Annotated in this window: 16 protein-coding genes and 1 riboswitch; of the genes, 7 read left to right on the top strand and 9 right to left on the bottom strand. The window is 70.4% G+C overall.

The features are described from left to right. The first annotated feature begins 5 nt into the window (after window positions 1–5). From AB0H56_RS20835 to AB0H56_RS20815, 5 genes are all read left to right on the top strand, one after another. Window positions 6–1,520, top strand: a complete 1,515-nt coding sequence (locus AB0H56_RS20835; RefSeq protein ID WP_357165603.1) for an aldehyde dehydrogenase family protein — start codon at window positions 6–8, stop codon at window positions 1,518–1,520. Then, complete coding sequence (locus AB0H56_RS20830; protein ID WP_357165600.1) at window positions 1,517–3,070, top strand: GMC oxidoreductase; 1,554 nt, start codon at window positions 1,517–1,519, stop codon at window positions 3,068–3,070. Before AB0H56_RS20835 ends, AB0H56_RS20830 begins: the two co-directional genes overlap by 4 nt. A gap of 272 nt (window positions 3,071–3,342) precedes the next feature. After that, window positions 3,343–3,885 carry an HNH endonuclease gene (locus AB0H56_RS20825; RefSeq protein ID WP_357165597.1) on the top strand — a complete coding sequence of 181 codons (543 nt, stop codon included), beginning with the start codon at window positions 3,343–3,345 and terminating at the stop codon, window positions 3,883–3,885. Next, window positions 3,882–4,136, top strand: coding sequence for a WhiB family transcriptional regulator (locus tag AB0H56_RS20820; protein ID WP_232998661.1), 255 nt, complete (start codon window positions 3,882–3,884; stop codon window positions 4,134–4,136). Before AB0H56_RS20825 ends, AB0H56_RS20820 begins: the two co-directional genes overlap by 4 nt. Window positions 4,137–4,246: 110 nt before the next feature. After that, window positions 4,247–5,914, top strand: coding sequence for a VWA domain-containing protein (locus AB0H56_RS20815; RefSeq protein ID WP_357165594.1), 1,668 nt, complete (start codon window positions 4,247–4,249; stop codon window positions 5,912–5,914). A gap of 198 nt (window positions 5,915–6,112) precedes the next feature. On the opposite strand, the gene AB0H56_RS20810 is transcribed toward AB0H56_RS20815, so the two are convergent. Both AB0H56_RS20810 and AB0H56_RS20805 read right to left on the bottom strand, forming a co-directional pair. Beyond that, a complete protein-coding gene (locus tag AB0H56_RS20810) occupies window positions 6,113–6,958 on the bottom strand; it encodes a virginiamycin B lyase (protein WP_357165592.1) in 846 nt (281 codons plus the stop codon). After that, window positions 6,951–8,429: an ABC-F family ATP-binding cassette domain-containing protein gene (locus AB0H56_RS20805; protein WP_357165589.1), complete on the bottom strand. Its 1,479-nt coding sequence runs from the start codon at window positions 8,427–8,429 to the stop codon at window positions 6,951–6,953. The genes AB0H56_RS20810 and AB0H56_RS20805 overlap by 8 nt, the downstream gene beginning before the upstream one ends. 72 nt (window positions 8,430–8,501) lie before the next feature. Between AB0H56_RS20805 and AB0H56_RS20800 the strand changes: the two genes are divergently transcribed. Next, a complete protein-coding gene (locus AB0H56_RS20800; protein ID WP_357165586.1) occupies window positions 8,502–9,092 on the top strand; it encodes a TetR/AcrR family transcriptional regulator in 591 nt (196 codons plus the stop codon). Between the two features lie 58 nt (window positions 9,093–9,150). Here the strand turns inward: AB0H56_RS20800 and gcvP are convergent, their stop codons facing one another. The 7 genes from gcvP to AB0H56_RS20765 all read right to left on the bottom strand — a co-directional run bounded on the left by gcvP (window position 9,151) and on the right by AB0H56_RS20765 (window position 16,280). Beyond that, window positions 9,151–11,961 carry an aminomethyl-transferring glycine dehydrogenase gene (gcvP, locus tag AB0H56_RS20795; protein WP_357165583.1) on the bottom strand — a complete coding sequence of 937 codons (2,811 nt, stop codon included), beginning with the start codon at window positions 11,959–11,961 and terminating at the stop codon, window positions 9,151–9,153. A gap of 158 nt (window positions 11,962–12,119) precedes the next feature. Next, window positions 12,120–12,219: riboswitch (glycine riboswitch) on the bottom strand. Between the two features lie 83 nt (window positions 12,220–12,302). Continuing rightward, window positions 12,303–12,860, bottom strand: coding sequence for a MerR family transcriptional regulator (locus AB0H56_RS20790; protein WP_110041101.1), 558 nt, complete (start codon window positions 12,858–12,860; stop codon window positions 12,303–12,305). 170 nt (window positions 12,861–13,030) lie between these two features. Continuing rightward, window positions 13,031–13,504 (bottom strand): bifunctional nuclease family protein, encoded by a 474-nt coding sequence (locus tag AB0H56_RS20785; RefSeq protein ID WP_019046780.1) that lies wholly within the window; start codon window positions 13,502–13,504, stop codon window positions 13,031–13,033. Between the two features lie 170 nt (window positions 13,505–13,674). Beyond that, window positions 13,675–14,469: a MerR family transcriptional regulator gene (locus tag AB0H56_RS20780; protein WP_357165579.1), complete on the bottom strand. Its 795-nt coding sequence runs from the start codon at window positions 14,467–14,469 to the stop codon at window positions 13,675–13,677. 70 nt (window positions 14,470–14,539) lie between these two features. Then, window positions 14,540–15,025 (bottom strand): FHA domain-containing protein, encoded by a 486-nt coding sequence (locus AB0H56_RS20775; RefSeq protein WP_110041099.1) that lies wholly within the window; start codon window positions 15,023–15,025, stop codon window positions 14,540–14,542. Window positions 15,026–15,203: 178 nt separating this feature from the next. Further along, entirely contained in the window at window positions 15,204–15,602 is a 399-nt protein-coding gene (gcvH, locus tag AB0H56_RS20770; RefSeq protein WP_357165576.1) for a glycine cleavage system protein GcvH, read from the bottom strand. 42 nt (window positions 15,603–15,644) lie between these two features. Continuing rightward, entirely contained in the window at window positions 15,645–16,280 is a 636-nt protein-coding gene (locus AB0H56_RS20765) for a CDP-alcohol phosphatidyltransferase family protein (RefSeq protein ID WP_357165574.1), read from the bottom strand. A gap of 123 nt (window positions 16,281–16,403) precedes the next feature. Between AB0H56_RS20765 and AB0H56_RS20760 the strand changes: the two genes are divergently transcribed. Next, window positions 16,404–17,792: a DUF2252 domain-containing protein gene (locus AB0H56_RS20760; RefSeq protein WP_357165571.1), complete on the top strand. Its 1,389-nt coding sequence runs from the start codon at window positions 16,404–16,406 to the stop codon at window positions 17,790–17,792. Window positions 17,793–17,881 lie beyond the last annotated feature (89 nt).

Genomic DNA, 17,881 nt, shown 5'->3' with positions numbered 1-17,881 from the left:
AGCCCATGAGTGAGACCCTCTACATCGACGGCGCCTGGCGGCGCGCGGCCTCCGGCCGGACCCGCGACATCCGTTGTCCGGCGGACGGTTCCCTCGTCGGCGTGGTCGACGAAGCCGACGCCGAGGACACCGTCGCCGCCATCGCCGCGGCGCGGCGGGCCTTCGACGAGGGCTCGTGGCGCCGGACCTCGGCCGCCGAACGCGGTGACCTGCTGCTGCGCGTCGCCGACGCCATCGACGATCGGCGCGCCGACTTCGTCCGGGCCGAGACCCTCGACACCGGCAAACGCCCCTACGAATCCGACATCGACATGTCCGACATCGCGAACTGCTTCCGCTATTTCGGCAAGCTCGCCGCCGAGGACGCGGGCCGGGTGGTCGATGCCGGGTCGCCCGATGTCGACTCCCGGATCGTCTACGAGCCGGTCGGGGTCTGCGGGTTGATCACCCCGTGGAACTATCCGCTGCTGCAGGCGGCCTGGAAGATCGCGCCCGCGCTCGCGGCGGGCAACACCTTCGTCCTCAAGCCCGCCGAGCTCACCCCGCACACGGCGATCCTGCTGATGACCGTCCTCGACGACCTCGGTGTGCCGCCGGGGGTGGCCAATCTCGTGCTCGGGGCGGGCGCGACGGCAGGGGCGCCGCTGTCGTCGCATCCGGATGTCGACCTGGTCTCGTTCACCGGCGGCCTGGCCACCGGCAAGGTGATCGCCCGCGAGGCCGCGGCCACCGTGAAGAAGGTGGCGCTCGAGCTGGGCGGCAAGAATCCGAACGTCGTGTTCGCCGACGCCTGCGACACCGACGAGCGGCTCGCCGCCTGCGTCGACAACGCGCTCAACGCCGCGTTCCTGCATTCCGGCCAGGTGTGCTCGGCGGGCGCTCGGCTGGTGATCGAGGCCTCCGCGCACGATCGCTTCGTCGACGAGCTCGTGCGGCGCGCCGAACAGATCCGCCTCGGCCTGCCGTTCGCCGAGGGCACCGAGACGGGACCGCTGATCTCCGCGGCCCACCGCGACAAGGTGCACGCCTACGTCGAGCAGGCCCGCGCCCAGGGCGCCGTGATCCGCACCGGCGGCGCGTTCGCCACCGGCGACCAGGGCTCGGGGTCCCTCGACAACGGCTGGTTCTACCTGCCGACCGTCATCGACGGGGCCACCCGCGCCATGGCGTGCGTGCACGACGAGGCGTTCGGCCCGACCGTCACGGTCGAGACCTTCACCACCGAGGACGAGGCGGTCGCCATCGGCAACGACACCGAGTACGGCCTGGCCGGTGCCGTGTGGTCGGCCGACGCGGCGCGCGCCCGGCGCATCGCGGCACGGCTGCGGCACGGCACGGTGTGGGTCAACGACTTCGGGCCGTATCTGCCGCAGGCCGAATGGGGTGGGTTCGGGCATTCGGGGGTGGGCAGGGAGCTCGGCCCGTCCGGGCTGCACGAGTACCGCGAGGCCAAGCACGTCTACGAGAACCTCCGGCCGGGCGTCACCGGCTGGTTCGCCGATCGAGGGGAGCAGCAGTGACGGAGTTCGACTACGTGATCATCGGTGGCGGTTCCGCGGGCGCCGCCGTCGCGGCGCGCCTCTCGCAGGACCCCGCGGTGACGGTCTGCCTGCTCGAGGCCGGACCCTCCGATGTCGGCGATCCGGCGATCCTGCGTCTCGATCGCTGGATGGAGCTGCTCGAATCCGGCTACGACTGGGACTACCCGATCGAGCCGCAGGAGAACGGCAACTCCTTCATGCGCCACGCCCGCGCCAAGGTGCTCGGCGGCTGCTCGTCGCACAACAGCTGCATCGCCTTCTGGGCGCCGCGCGAGGACCTCGACGCCTGGGAGCACGAGCACGGCTGCACGGGGTGGGGCGCGGATTCGGTGTATCGCCTGTACACCGCGATCGAGACCAACGACGCGCCGGGCGAGCACCACGGTCGCGGCGGACCGGTGCAGATCATGACGGTGCCGCCGGCGGATCCGTGCGGTGTCGCCGTGCTCGACGCGTGCGAGGCCGTCGGCATTCCGCGCGCCGAGTTCAACTCCGGACGCACAGTCGTCAACGGCGCCAACTTCTTCCAGATCAACCGGCAGGCCGACGGCACCAGGGCCTCGTCCTCGGTGAGTTATCTGCACCCGATCCTGGACCGGCCCAACCTCACCGTCCGGACCGGCGCGTGGGTGAAGAAGATCGTCGTGGCGGACGGCCGCGCCGTCGGGGTCGACCTGACCGACAACGCGTTCGGCCGCACCACCAGGATCGGCGCGGGGCGCGAGGTGATCCTGTCCGCGGGCGCCGTCGACGGACCCAAGCTGCTCATGCTCTCGGGCATCGGTCCCGCGGATCACCTGCGCGAACACGGCATCGAGGTGCTGGTCGACTCCCCCGGTGTCGGCGCGCATCTGCAGGACCATCCGGAGGGCGTGATCGGGTTCGAGACGACCCGGCCGATGGTGCGCACCTCGACGCAGTGGTGGGAGGCAGGCATCTTCACCACCACGGTCGACGGCCTCGACCGGCCCGACCTGATGATGCACTACGGGAGCGTGCCATTCGACATGCACACGCTGCGGCAGGGCTACCCGACCGCCGAGAACACCTTCTGCCTCACCCCGAACGTCACCCACGCCCGATCACGGGGCACGGTCCGGCTGCGCTCGCGCGACTTCCGCGACAAGCCCCGGGTCGATCCCCGCTACTTCACCGACCCCGAGGGCCACGACCTGCGGGTGATGATCGCCGGGCTGCGCAAGGCCCGCGAGATCGCGGCCGCGGCGCCGCTGGCGGACTGGGTGGCCAGGGAGCTGTATCCGGGTCCGTCGGTGAACTCCGACGCCGAACTGGCCGATTACATCCGGCGCACCCACAACACCGTCTACCACCCGGTGGGCACGGTCCGGATGGGTCCGGCCGACGACCCGATGAGCCCGCTCGACCCGCAGCTGCGGGTCAAGGGCGTCGCGGGATTGCGGGTGGCCGACGCCTCGGTGTTCCCGGCGCACACGACGGTGAATCCGAATATCACCGTGATGCTCGTCGGGGAACGCTGCGCCGAACTCGTAGCCGCCGACCGGAAATAAATCACCCGACAATTCCGGCGCCGTATGTCACCATGATTCCCACGCGGCCGATCGCACCGGGCGAGGCCGCCGGAGCAGTACGGAGAGGAGGAGACGATCGTGGAATACCCTGTGCGACAGCATGAGTCAGGGTTCGCAGCACCGGTCGCCGATACGGCGACCAAGCAGCGGCGCCATGCCGAGAGCGGTCGTCTCCTGATCGCGCGGCGCTGACGCCGGCATTCTTTTTCCCTTTCTCTGCTCAATTCTTTCTGTGAAACATGGTGATCCCGATGTTGCTTCGTCATGCCGTCGACCCGGTGGTGCCCACCGCCGAATCCTGGATACACAGCCGCGTGCTGGTGCTCAACGCCAGCTACGAGGCGCTCGACGAGATCACCGCCGACCGGGCGGTGACCCTGCTGCTCAGCGGCGCCGCCGAATCCGTGATCGACCGCGCGCCGCGGTTCCCGATCCGCTCCCAGCGGCTCGAAATCGCGCTGCCGGAGACGATCCGGTTGCTGCGCTACGTCTACCTCGGCCACCTCGCCCCGGTGGGCGAGGACAGCCGCGCGACGCTGGCCGCGGTCCTGCGCCGCGACCGGCACCGCTGCGGCTACTGCGACAGCTGGGCCCAGACCGTCGACCACATCCGCCCGCGCAGCAGGGGCGGACCGAACACCTGGGGCAACCTGATCGCCTGCTGCGGGCCGTGCAACACGAGCAAGGCCGACCGCACCCCCGAAGAGGCGGGGATGCGGCTGCTGTGGGAGCCCAAGGCTCCCGACCCGCTGGCTCGCACCCAGCGCCGGATCTGGAAGGAGTACGCACCGTGACCACCACCGAACTCGCACTGACCGAACTGCTCACCCTGTCCGATTCGGGCCGGTGGCACCGGGCCGCGTGCCGGGGCGACCCGAACCACGAGGCGTGGTTTCCGTACCCGTCGCAGGACTTCGACTACGCCCGCCGGATCTGCGCCGGGTGCCCGTTGCTCGCGGGGTGCACCGAGTACGCGGCGCGCACCGGTCAGTCCGGTGTCTGGGGCGGTCGTGAGTACGACCGCGGCCGGGTGATCCGCGAATGAGCGGTGGGGCCGGGTGTCCGTCGTGACACCCGGCCCCGTCGTGTGACCAGGGCGATAGGCACCGGCATGCGCCGTGCGACGGCATCGATCGATGTCCTTAAACTTGCCGCGTGGGTACTCATCGCAGCGCGGCCAGATCTCGGGGAATCAGCAAGGGACCGGTGATCGCGGCGGCAGTACTCGTGCTGGTGCTCGTGGCCGTGTTCGCCTGGTTCCAGCTCAGCGATCGGGCCGCCAGCAGCGACGACGCCGCGGCGGCGGAATGCGTCGAGGGTCCGGCGGCGCTGGACGTCACCGTCGATCCGGCGATCGCGGGCCCGGTGCGCGCCGCGGCGGATCGGTTCAACGCGAGCAAGCCGCGGGTGCGCGATCACTGCGCGCAGGTGCGGGTGGCCGTACACCCGTCGACGGCAGTCGCCGCGGGTTTGGCCGACATCGCCGCCTGGGATCCGGCGCTCGGCGCGAAGCCGGGGCTGTGGGTCGCCGATTCCAGCCGTTCGATCGATCAGATCAGGGTGCCCGGACTGATCGAGGGGACGCCCGCCTCCGTCGCGACCAGCCCGATCGTGCTCGCGGTGCCCGACGCGCTGCGGCAGGCCCTCGAACAGCATCAGGTCGCGTGGGCGGATCTGCCTCGGCTGCAACAGGGTTCGCTCGACGAGGTCGGGCTGTCCGGCTGGGGTGGGCTGCGGATGGCGTTGCCCGCCGGTGACGCCACCACGGCCGCCGCCGCCGCTGTCGGTGGCGCGGTGTCGGGCACCGACCCGCTCACCGCCGAGGCCGCCGGTTCCGGACAGGTCGTCGCGGCGATCTCCGGGCTCGCGGCGGGCGCTCAGGAACCCGCCGACCTCGCCTCGGCGATGGCGGCGGTCAGCGCCGACCCGCGTGCCGACGAGGTGCACGCGGTCGCCGCGACCGAGCAGCAGCTGCGCACCGGTGGGCTCACCGCCTTCCGGCCGGTCGGCACGGCACCGCTGGCCGACTATCCGGCCGCGCTGCTGTCGGGTCCGTGGGTGGACAAGACGCAGAACCTGATCGCGTCGCGGTTCATCGACTTCCTGCGCGCCCCCGAGCAGGCGGGCGCGCTGGCCGCGGAGGGCTTCGGCCCCGCCATCGGCGCGGCGCCCGCGAACCCGGACAAGGCCGCGCTGGAGAAGGTGCGGTCGACGCTCGCGAATCCCGTGCTCGGCGTGAATGCCACGGTGCTGCTGGATGTGTCGTCGTCGATGGGCTCCGCGGAGGGGTCCACCACCCGGCTCGCGAACGCCGGCGCCGCGGTCGCCTCGACCCTGACGGTGATGCCGCCGGACTTCGGTCTCGGGCTGTGGACGTTCGGCAAGAACCTCGACGGCACCACCCCGTACAAGACGCAGGTACCCACCGCGCTGCTCACCGACGCTCAGCGCAATGCCGTCGGCTCGGCCGTCACCAGCGTGAAGGCGTCCTCGAACAGCTCCGACCAGGCCTATCCGAGCCTGCTCGCCGCCTACCGGGCGGCGGTCGCGGCCTACTCCCCCGGCCGCACCAATTCGATCCTGGTGATCACCGACGGGCCCGACGACGACTCCACCCTCACCGGGCCCGCGCTGATCGAGCAGATCACCGCCGCGACCTCGGCGAAGGCTCCGGTCCGTGTCGACGTCATCGTCATCGGCGGTCAGGGCACCCAGACCCTGCAGACCGTCGCCGCCCAGACCGGCGGCACCTACACCCGCCTGCCCACCAGCAACGACCTCGGCTTCGGCACCGCGGTCGTCAAGGCGCTCACGACGCCCTGACCCGGAACAGCCGCACGGCAACACAGTTCATCACGCAGGCCGGCCGGGTTCGCCGGTCACCGACACCGATAAGGTGATCAGCGACGCCTGTCCACCGCGGCTGCTCGAGGTTGTCACCGGGCTCCCTCGACCCGGCCACGGGTGGCGACCGCACCGGGCCTGCGCGAGCTGCTCCGACGACAGCGTCAGCAGGACCCGTCAGGGTGAGACCTGCACGAGCGCACCGGATTCCATCGCGATCCAGAGGTGGCCCGCCGCGTCGACGGCGAGGCCGTGCGGTTCGGCGCCGGGGAGCGGCAGGTGGTCGATCGTTCCGTCGACGGTGATGCGGCCGAGGGCGCCGCTGCCCCATTCGGTGAACCAGAGGGCGCCGTCCGGGCCGCTGACAATGGCATGCGGGCGGGCATTCCGGTCGGGCAGGGCGAACTCGGTGACGGTGCCGTCGGTGCTGACGCGGCCGAGGGCACCCGCGCCGATCTCGGTGAACCACAGCGCGCCGTCCGGGCCCGCGGTGATGCCGACGGGCGCGGCGGCCGGCGTCGGCAGCGGGTACACGGTCAGGGACAAGTCGAGGTCGACGCGGCCGACGGCGTTGCCCTGGTTCACCGTGAACCACAGGGCGCCATCGGATCCCGCGGTGATCATCGACGGCATCCCGTCGACCGCGACGCCGGTCACCGATCCGTCGGCGGCCAGCCGGCACACCCGCCCTGCGGCCAGTTCGGTGAACCAGAGCGCGCCGTCGGGACCGGTGCACGCACCGTAGGGGCCACGCGCGGCCACGCTTGTCACCGTGCCGTCGGCGGTGATGCGGCCGAGTCTGTCGCCCTGGTACTCGGTGAACCACAATGCTTCCCCCGGCCCGGCGACGATCACCGTGGGCTGCCCGTCCGACTGGGGCAGCGGGAAGGTGCTCACGTCGTCGTCGGCGTAGCGGCCGATCATGCCCTGCGCGACGAGGGTGAACCAGAGCGCGCCGTCCGGGCCGACGGTCACGCCGTACGGCGCGCCGGGCACTTCGACAACCCTTGCGATCTCAGCCAAAGTCCTGAATTCCCTTCTGTATTCCGCGGAACCGGCGGCGCAGCGCGCGATCGTGCGAGACCACGACCACCGCGCCCCGGTAGTCGTGCAGCGCCCGCTCCACCTCGTCGACGAGCGTCAGCGACAGATGGTTGGTCGGTTCGTCGAGCAGCAGCAGATCGTGTTCGCCCGCCAGCACTTTCGCCAGTGCAAGGCGCCGCCGTTGCCCCTCCGAGAGGGTGCCCACCGGCCGGTCGAGCAGCTCGGCCGCGAACAGTCCGGTCGCGAGCAGGGCCGCGCGACCCAGACCGTAGGTCTCGGTGACCGTGCGCTCCGGATCGAAACGCTCCTCCTGGCGCAGGTAGCCCACCCGCCCTGGCGCGTCCGCGTGGAGGGCGTCGAGCAGGGTCGACTTGCCCGCGCCGTTGGGGCCGTGGATGAGCAGCCTGTCGTGCGCACCGAGCGTCACCGGACCGATCCGGAATTCCGGCCGTGCCCCCGTGGCGGCGAAACACCCACGGAAACACAGGGGTTCGGGCGGACGGGGTACCGGATCGGCCCGCAACCGGCGCAGCCGCTCGGTGGTCTGGCGCACCCGCGAGGCGACCGAACTCTGCACCCGGCCCGCGTTGCGGTCGTAGGCCATTTTGTTGTTGTCGCTCATCGCGTGTCCGTGCGCCACCTGCTGGGCGGTGCCGGTCGCGAACTCCTCCAGTCGCGCGATCTCCGCGCACCACTGCTCGTAGGCCTGTTCCCAGCGCACCCGGGCGGCGGCCTTCTCCGCGAGGAAACCGCTGTAGCCGCCGCCGAAGCGGGTCAGCCCGCCGTCGGCGACCTCGAGCACGGCGGTGACCACCCGGTCCAGGAAGATCCGGTCGTGCGAGACCACGACCACGGTGCCGTGATGGGTGCGTAGGCGCTCCTCCAGCCAGGTCAGCGCCTGCTCGTCGAGGTGGTTCGTCGGTTCGTCCAGCAGCAGCACCTCCGGGGACGCCGCCAGCAGACACGCCAAGCCCAACCGGGCACGTTCGCCACCGGAAAGACTGTCCAGCAAGCGATCCCGCGCGATGCCGGCCAGGCCGAGACCGTGCATGGCGGCCTCCACCCTGGCCTCGGCGGTGTAGCCCTCGCGTGCCTCGAACCGGGTGAGCAGGTCGCCGTAGCGGTCCATGTCCTGGGCCTCGGCGGCGGCGTGCAGGCCGCGTTCCAGCTCGCGCAGCTCCGCCAGGGCGTGGTCGATCGCGTCGGCGACGGTGACACCGGACAGTGTCTGGGCGAGATGGCCGACACCACCGTCGGCGCAGACGGTGACCGTTCCGGCGTCGGGGCGGTCGACGCCCGCCAGCAGTCGCAGCAGGGTCGATTTGCCCGACCCGTTCTCGCCGACGATCCCGATCCGCTCACCGGGCCGGATCGTGGCGGTCGCACCGTCCAGCACGGGCCGGTCCGTATAGGACTTCGATACTCCGCGCAGGGTCATCTGAGTGGCCAAGCAGTACTCCAATCGCAACTCGTGTAGCTTTAAGCTAGCAACGATTCGCCACTAACGCAACAGGAGTTGTTTTTGGAACCGCAACGCCGTCCCGGCGGCCGCAGCGCACGGGTGCGCGAGGCCGTGCTCGACGCGACCGTGGCCGAGCTCGCCGAGCACGGATACCTCGGCCTGACGATCGATGCCGTCGCCCAGCGGGCAGGGGTCCACAAGACCACCGTCTACCGGCGCTGGCGGGGACCGGAAGGACTGGTCGCCGACGCGCTCGAGCGGGCACTGGGTCAACCGTGGCCGATCCCGGACACCGGCAGCTTCCTCGGCGACCTGCGCGGCCTCACCACTCTGCTGCGCGACAGTTTCGACGACCCCGACACCGCTCCCCTGGCCACCGCGTTCATCATCGCCGGCATGCACGACCCGCAGGCCGCGGCGGCGCTCCGCGCGTTCTACGAAGCCAGGCATCGGGACGCGGCCGTACTCGTCGAACGCGCCGTCGCCCGGGGCGAACTCGCCCCCGGCGTCGACGCCGTCGAGATCATCCGAACAGCGGTGGCTCCGGTGTTCCACCGACTGTTCATCACCCACGAACCGGTCACCGACGCCGACGCCCGCCGAGCAGCCGACACCGCGGCCGCTGTGGCGACGATTCCGCTCGGCGACTAACCGGCCGGATACGCGTGGGCCCCGCCGACGGTCGTCGGCGGGGCCCAGGCGCGGAGGGTCAGTTCTCGTAGGCGTCCAGAGGCGGGCAGGAACAGACCAGGTTGCGGTCGCCGAAGGCGCCGTCGATGCGGCGCACCGGGGGCCAGACCTTCGGGCGGGTGTGGGCGACGCCGCGCGGGAACACCGCAACTTCCCGGCTGTAGGGGTGGTCCCAGTCGCCGACCAGGCTGGCCGCGGTGTGCGGGGCGCCGCGCAGCGGATTGTCGGTCACCGGCCACACACCGGCCGCGACCTGGTCGATCTCGCCGCGGATCGCGATCATCGCGGCGATGAACTCGTCGAGTTCTTCCAGGTTCTCGCTCTCGGTGGGCTCCACCATCAGCGTGCCAGCCACGGGGAAACTCATGGTGGGGGCGTGGAAGCCGTAGTCGGCGAGGCGCTTGGCCACGTCGTCGACGGTGACGCCGGTGCGCTTGGTGATCTCGCGCAGGTCGAGGATGCACTCGTGCGCGACCATGCCGTTCTCGCCGGTGTAGAGCACCGGGAAGAAGGCGTCGAGGCGACGGGCGATGTAGTTGGCCGAGGCGATGGCGGTCAGCGTGGCCGACCGCAGGCCCTCGGCGCCCATCATCCGGATGTACGCCCAGGTGATCGGCAGGATCGAGGCCGAGCCGTAGGGGGCGGCCGAGACCGCGTGCGAGCCGGCCTCGCGCGGGTCACCGGGCAGGTACCGCTCGAGATGCGACCGCACCGCCACCGGACCGACACCGGGGCCACCGCCGCCGTGCGGGATGCAGAAGGTCTTGTGCAGATTCAGGTGGCTCACATCGCCGCCGAAGCGGCCCGGCCGGGCGAGCCCGACCAGCGCGTTCAGGTTGGCGCCGTCGACGTACACCTGCCCGCCCGCGTCGTGCACCAGGGCACACAGCTCGGCGACCTCGTGCTCGTACACACCGTGCGTGGACGGGTAGGTGATCATGATGCAGGCCAGCCGCTCGGCGTGGTCGGCGATCTTGGCGCGCAGGTCGTCGAGGTCGACGTCGCCGTTCTCGCGGCACTTCACGACCTCGACCCGCATGCCGACCATGGCCGCCGAGGCCGCGTTGGTGCCGTGCGCGCTCGACGGGATCAGGCAGGTGTCGCGATGATCGTCGCCGCGGTCGAGGTGGTAGCGGCGGATCGCGAGCAGACCCGCGTACTCCCCCTGGCTGCCCGCGTTGGGCTGCAGGCTCACCGCGTCGTACCCGGTGATCTCGGCGAGCCACTGCTCGAGATCGCCGATCAGCTGCAGGATGCCCGGCACGTCCTCGGTGGGCGCGAACGGGTGCAGCCGGGCGAACCCGGGCCAGGTGATGGCCTCCATCTCGGCGGTCGCGTTGAGCTTCATGGTGCACGAGCCGAGCGGGATCATGCTGCGGTCCAGCGCGATGTCCTTGTCCGAGAGCGAACGCAGGTAGCGCAGCATGGCCGTCTCGGTGTGATGGCGGGTGAAGGCCGGATGCGTGAGGTAGTCCGAGGTGCGCGTCTCGATGGTGGCGGGCTGGTTGCCCGCACCGGACCCGGGCGCCTGCGCGGTGCCGAAGGATTCGATCACCGCGGCGACGTGGGTGTCGGTGGTCGCCTCGTCGCAGGCGATGGCGACATGGTCGGCGTCGACCAGGCGCAGGTTGATGCCCTGCGACTTCGCCTTCGCGACAACGGCTTCCGCGGTGCCGGGCACGTGGGCGAGGACCGTGTCGAAGAAGGTGTCGTGGACGAGCGCGGCGCCGAGCCCGGCCGCGACCGCCGCCGCGTGCCCGTGCACCCGGCGCGCGATGGCGCGCAGCCCGTTCGCGCCGTGGTAGCTGGCATACATGGCGGCGACGATGGCCAGCAGCACCTGTGCGGTGCAGATGTTGGAGGTCGCCTTCTCGCGGCGGATGTGCTGTTCGCGGGTCTGCAGCGCGAGGCGGTAGGCGGGCGCGCCGTCGGCGTCGACCGAGACGCCGACCAGGCGGCCCGGCAGCTGACGGGCGAACGCGGTCCGCACCGCGAGGTATCCGGCGTGCGGACCGCCGAAGCCCATCGGCACACCGAACCGCTGGGTGGTACCGAAACACACGTCGGCACCCTGCTCACCGGGCGGGGTGATCAAGGTCAGCGCCAGCAGGTCGGCGCCCGCGGCCACCAGCGCCCCGCGCTCGTGGGCCGCGGTGAACAGCGCGGTGTGGTCGACGATCCGGCCGGACGCGCCGGGAGTCTGCACGATGACGCCGAAGAACTCGCCCTCGGGCAGCACACCGGCGGACAGATCGGCCTCGACGAGCTCGATGCCCAGCGGCTCGGCCCTGGTGCCGATGACGGTCTTGGTCTGCGGGAACAGGTCGGTGTCGAGGACCAGCCGGTTCGACTTCGACTTGCCCGCGCGCCGCAGCAGCGTCATCGCCTCGGCGGCGGCCGTGGCCTCGTCGAGCATGGAGGCGTTGGCGACGTCCATGCCGGTCAGGTCGGACACCATGGTCTGGAAGTTCAGCAGCGCCTCGAGCCTGCCCTGGCTGATCTCGGGCTGATACGGCGTGTAGGCGGTGTACCAGGCCGGGTTCTCGAGCAGGTTGCGCACCAGCACCGGCGGGGTGAGGGTGTCGTAGTAGCCGAGGCCGATCATCGAGGTGGCGACGGTGTTGGCGTGCGCCAGCGCGGCCAGTTCGGCGAGCACCTCGTGCTCGGTGCCGGGCGCGGGCAGCGCGCCGAGACCGGACTCGTCGAGGATCGTGGCGGGCAGCGCGGTGGTCGCCAGCGCGTCGAGGGAGTCGACGCCGACGGTCTCGAGGATCCGGGCGAGCTCGCCGGAATCGGGTCCGATGTGGCGGTCGGCGAACGAACGGGTCACGGCTGCTCCAAGGTCGGGCGGGTCGACCGCGCGGTCGACGGGTACCAGCCCTCCCCCTCTGTCGTGGCGCCTGAGAGATTCGGTGACCCGACCGCAGGCGGCCGTGCCCCTTTCCCCGTGGGCGGGCAGCCGGATGCCACCGCTTTCCAGAGGCGTCGAATCACCGTGCGGTCCCTGTTGCCTGAGAGATTGACGGGGAGGTGCTGCTCCTTCGGCGCCCGGACTCGGCTGAACCCAGGACTCTCCCGCACGGCGGCGACGCACCATCGAGTCTAAATGCAGCAAACCCCCGGCCGCGCCACCAGGGGCGCGCCGGGGGTGTAGCGCTCGTCACGTCGGCGCTAGCCGGTCTTGCGGTTCTCCCGCGCCTTGCGCCGGTAGGACAGTTCGTCCTCCGGGCGGTCGGTGATCGCCGTGGCCCGCTCGGCCGGGAAGTCGGCGATCGCTCCGGTCAGTTCCCGCATGGCGCCGCTGACCGCGATTCCGAAGACGCCCTGCCCACCCTGCAGTAAATCGACGACTTCCTCGGGCGAGGTGCACTCGTAGACCGAGGTGCCGTCGGAGAACAGGGTGATCCCGGCCAGGTCCGGGACACCCCGGCTGCGCAGATGATCGACCGCGATCCGGATGTTCTGTAAAGAGATGCCCGCGTCCAGCAGCCGCTTCACGATCTTGAGGACGAGGATGTCCTTGAACGAGTACAGCCGCTGGCTCCCCGACCCGGCGGCACCCCGGATGGACGGTACGACCAGCCCGGTCCGGGCCCAGTAGTCGAGTTGACGGTAGGTGATGCCGGCGACCTGACACGCGCTCGGCACACGGTAGCCCACCAGATCGTCCGGAACCGAGTCGTCCGGGAACAAGCCAGGCTGCACCACATCCTGCGATTGCTCTTCCACTGACCACTCCTTGCTCTGCCGACGTTCTCGAAGTACCGGAGTCACGACGGATGTTGCCCGACTTTCGAGATTACTCCTGCCATTGTCGGACGCGCAGGGTTGTCGAACCAAGCACCGCACGCGGCGATTCCCTCGACCTCTACTTCAGGTCTAGAAGATCATCAAGTGACTCAGCTGTCGGTGGCCTTGAAGTCGTCGGGCGAGACCGACTCCAGGAATTCCTTGAACTTCTCCACCTCGTCCTCGCGCTCGTCGGGCATCACGAGCCCGGCCTCGGCGAGCACCGGTTCCTCGGCGAAGATCGGGCAGCCGACCCGCAGCGCGATGGCCACCGAGTCCGACGGCCTGGCCGAGACCCGCAGATCACCGTCGAAGACGAGATCGGCGTAGAAGGTGCCCTCCTGCAGATCCACGATCCGCACTTCCTTGAGGGTGTGACCCAGCTCGGTGATCAGGATCTTGATCAGATCGTGGGTGAGCGGACGGATCGGGGTGACACCCTCCTGCTCGAGCACGATCGCGGTGGCCTCGGCCTGCCCGATCCAGATCGGCAGGTACCGCTCGCCCGCCGCCTCCCGCAGCAACAGCACGGGCTGGTTCTGTGGTTGCTCGACACGGATGCCGATGACGCGCATCTCACTCACGCCTGCACCTCGCTCATCCTGTCCTCCCAATACTCGCCGCCGACGGGCACGACCGCTTGCCCCGCTCGCCGTACCCACGAGTCTAGGCGAATTCCCGGCCGCGCAACGGGGACGATCGAGCCGAAATCCGCGTGTTGCTCCGGTGATACCGGATCCGGCGCCCGGGTGTGTCAGTTGCCGAGCGCGGCGCGCACGGCGGCCTTCACCAGTGCCGCGTGCAGGTTCAGCGACAGCGCCGCCAGCTCGCGGACGGTCTCCTCGGCCCTGGCCCGCGCGTCGGCGTCCCGGCTCTTGGCGATCGGCGCGGCGATCTGGGCGACGAGTGCCGCCTCGCGGTCGGCGGCCAGCTTGAACGCGCGCAGATGCCGGGCCTCCAGCCCGAATTCGGCCATCGATTTGGCCGCGTTGGCCAGCGTCACCGCGTCGGATTCGAAGAAGCCGCCCGCGCCGGGCACGATGAGGCCAGCGCGCAGGAGGTCGTCGAGGAACCGGTCGTCGATGCCCGCCTTCTCGAGGAGATCGGCGCGTGTGAGCCGCACCGCGACCTCGACCCGGAGTTCCTCGGGCGTGATCTCGCCGGGCACCACTCCGAGCCGGCGCGGCGGCGCCGGTTCGGCCGCCGCGTCGCCGTTGCCGGCGCGCGCGGAGCCGGGTACCGACGACCCGGCCTCCGCGCTGCCGTGGCGCGAATGCGCGCGGGCGCGCGCCTCACGCACGCCCAGCGTCGCCGCACCACTGTCGATCGCTTCCAACTGCTCCTTGATCACCTTCAGCGGCAGATACTGATCGCGTTGCGCGGTCAGCACGAAACGCAGCCGTTCGTAGTCGGCCACCGAGAAGCGGCGGTACCCCGACGGCGTGCGTTCCGGCCGGATCAGGCCCTCGGATTCGAGGAACCGGATCTTGGAGATGGTGATGTCAGGAAAATCTGGTCGCAACAGGTCGAGCACGGAGCCGATCGACATTCCTCCGCGCGCCCACTGCGCCGCCCCAGTCACAGCACTGCGCCCTTCGCGGACTCCAGCACCGTAGGGGTCATCGCGACCCCGCGCCCGACGCCGATTCGTTCGCCTGCGCACGCGGACCGGTCAGGAAGACCAGCCGGAACTTGCCGATCTGGACCTCGTCGCCGTTCTGCAGCTCCGAGGAGTCCACCGGCTCCCGGTTGACGTAGGTGCCGTTGAGGCTGCCCACATCGACGACCTGGAACGAGTCGTCGTCCTGACGGAACTCCGCGTGCCGACGGCTGACGGTGACGTCATCGAGGAAGATGTCACTGTCAGGGTGGCGGCCGGCCGAGGTGGTCGGCTGATCCAGCAGAAAACGCGAGCCCGCGTTCGGGCCGCGCTTGACCACCAGGAGGGCCGCGCCGACCGGCAGGCCCTCGACGCCCTGAACCGGCTGTTCGCCGGTCGGCTCTCCGGAGCGCGACGCGTCGACCTCGTTGAGGAAGTCCGCGCGGAAGACCGACGTCGTCTCGGCCGCGGTCTCCCCGTAACCCGGGTCCCTGTTCTCGCTCACCGTTTCTCTCCTCCTCGAACCTGATTATCCATGCAAGCAGGTGCTGTATTCCGGCGACACGACCGGCGCGATCCCATCGCCAGGAAAAGATCCCGGCGTCGATTCCCCGACGTATCCGCTTGGCTTTGACCGTACCCTGCCGGGGCGTACCCGTGCAGGGAGAACTGTGAAGGCTTGCTCAGCCCTCGGTAACTCCTTGATAACCCGCCGCATCCAGCAGTTCGGCGAGGGCGGAATCCAGGGCCGCCGCGTCGTCGAAGGCGAGCTCGAACAGCCAGCCCGCGTCGTAGGGATCGGAGTTGAGCGTCTCCGGCGCGGACACCAGATCCTCGTTCACCGCAACGACTTTGCCGCCCAGCGGGGCGTAGATGTCGGACACGCTCTTGGTCGACTCGACCTCGGCGATGCTCTCACCCGCCGTGACCTCTTTGTCGACGTCGGGCAGTTGGACGAACACGACGTCACCCAGTTGTGACTGGGCGTAGTCGGTGATGCCGACACGAACCGCCGTGGGGCCGGTCCGCCGCACCCATTCGTGCTCCTCGGTGTAGCGCAGATCCTCAGGGGTCCGGGTCACAGGACGTCCTTTCGTCGTGAACGTTGCACGCAACAGTATCGACTAGCTCCCCCGGTGCGGCACAGGCGGTATGGATCGCGCGACGGCGACCGCCAGCCCCGCGTAGAGCACCCCGGTCCAGACGTACAGCGCGGTGCCCCAGATCAGCAGTGCCCAGCCGAAGGCCCAGCCGAAACCCGCCCCCGCCCAGTCCATCTCCCCGGTGAGCAGCCAGGGCAGCGCGGACATGAGCGCGAAGGTGGCGGCTTTGCCGAGGTAGATCACCTCCGGTGCGGGCAGCTCGCGCCGCTTGTACACCGACAGCGTGAGGGTGAGCACGAGATCGCGGCCGATCAGGATCACCGCGATCCACCACGGGATGAGCCCACGTGCGACGAACGCCACGAGTGTCGTCACGAGGTATAGCCGGTCGACGAGGGGATCCAGCAGCGCCCCCAGGCGCGAGGACTGGTCGAGCAGCCGGGCGAGTTTCCCGTCGAGGAAGTCGGTGAAGCCGCTGGCGATCAGCAAGGCGAAGGCCCAGCCGTCGGCCCGCTCGACCAGCATCAACCAGAGGAAAACGGGGATGCCGATCAGCCGGAGCAGGCTCAGCACGTTGGGCACGGTCAGGATGCGGTCGCTGAACACGCCACCCGGTGTGGTGTCGTTGGTCTCCGGCGTTCCCGATTCGGTTGCCACGCCCCTGCATACCGCACCGACCCCTACCCGCGCCATCCGCACACGCCGAAAATCCGGCCACCGTGTGCCCACGCGGGCGGTCGCGCTGCCGATTCCCCCGGCCTACCGCTAACCTGGGCGGTTGTGTCCGACAGTGGTATAGATCTGCGCTCCTACGTCTCCGCCGAGGACGCACGCGAACGCGGGCGCGCGGCCCGTGCCAGGGTGCCGGTGCGCACGCGCGACCGGGCCGCCGAGAGCCCGCGCAGGCCGACGGTGCTCGAGTTCGTCGAGGCGAGCAACGCGGGCCGGATCGACCGGCTGATCCCGCTGCGGATCGGCCGCATGGCCGCCTCGCCGTTCACCTTCTTCCGCGGCGCCGCCGGGCTGATGGCCGCCGACCTCGCCGCGGGCCCGGACAGCGGCCTGCCCGCCCAGATCTGTGGTGACGCCCACGCCGCGAACTTCGGCCTCTACGGCACCCAGCGCGGCGAGATCGTCATGGACATCAACGATTTCGACGAGACGATCCTCGGACCATGGGAATGGGACCTCGAGCGCCTCGCGGCCAGCCTCGTGCTGGCGGGCCGGGAGAGCGGCGCCGACGCCGACGACTGCGTGCGCGCCGCCCGCGACGCCGCCAAGTCCTACCGCCGTACCGCCGCCGACCTCGCCGAGATGCCGTTCCTGCAGTCGTGGACCGCGATGCACGACGAGTCGATCCTCACCGAGGCCAAGGCCGAGGACCTGCTCGACGACTTCAAGAAGGCCGCCAAGAAGGCGCGCAAGAACACCAGCGCCAAGGTCGTCGCGAAGTGGACCGAACAGCTCGACGACCACGAGACCGACATCAGCAAGCATCGCTTCGTCAGCGATCCGCCGATCCTGACCGCCGTCGACGAGCGGGTCGCCGAGGCGGTGATCGACGGGTTGGAGCGGTACGCGGGCACCATCCGCGAGTCGCGGCGCAATCTGCTGGCCCGGTTCGCGGTCTCGGACGTGGCGTTCCGCATCGTCGGTACCGGCAGTGTGGGCCTGCACAGCTATGTCGCGCTGCTGCACGGCAACGACGGCGAGTCGCTGGTGCTGCAGGTCAAGCAGGCGAATCCGTCCTCGCTGGCCCCCTTCCTCCCGCCTGCCGCGCCCCGGCACGAGGGCGAGCGGATCGTGGTCGGCGCCCGCAGCGTGCAATCCGAGACCGACATCCTGCTCGGCTGGTCGACGCTGCACCTGGACCGGCAGATCCCGGTGATCGTGCGCCAGTTCCGCAATCTCAAGGGCAGTATCGACCCGGCTGGGCTGTCGGCCGACGATCTGGACGACTACGGCAGGCTCGCGGGCGCGCTGCTGGCGCGGGCGCACGCGCGGTCGCTCGACCCGCGCACCCTGGCCGGCTACCTCGACGACGACGGCGAGGAGTTCGACGAGGCGATCGCGGCCTTCGCGGTGCGCTACGCCGACCGGACCGAGGCCGATCACGCCGAGCTGGTCGCCGCGGTGGACGCGGGCAGGCTGGAGGCCGAGCCGAGCTGAACACCACCCCCGTCCTGCCCGGCTTCGGCACGTCACCGAGCTACGATGTACGCCAACGGTTCTCGGCCCGCGGCGCCAACGACCCAGAA

This window comes from Nocardia sp. NPDC050717 (assembly GCF_040654275.1).
In the GTDB taxonomy this organism is placed as follows: domain Bacteria; phylum Actinomycetota; class Actinomycetes; order Mycobacteriales; family Mycobacteriaceae; genus Nocardia.
Note: the sequence above shows the minus strand (reverse complement) of the source record. Positions and strands in the feature narration are given on the sequence as shown.

Coding starts and splice junctions, on each gene's coding strand:
- AB0H56_RS20825 (WP_357165597.1), top strand. CDS start 3,343: ATGTTGCTTCGTCATGCCGTCGACCCGGTGGTGCCCACCGCCGAATCC.
- AB0H56_RS20780 (WP_357165579.1), bottom strand. CDS start 14,469: ATGTCGATCGGCTCCGTGCTCGACCTGTTGCGACCAGATTTTCCTGAC.
- AB0H56_RS20835 (WP_357165603.1), top strand. CDS start 6: ATGAGTGAGACCCTCTACATCGACGGCGCCTGGCGGCGCGCGGCCTCC.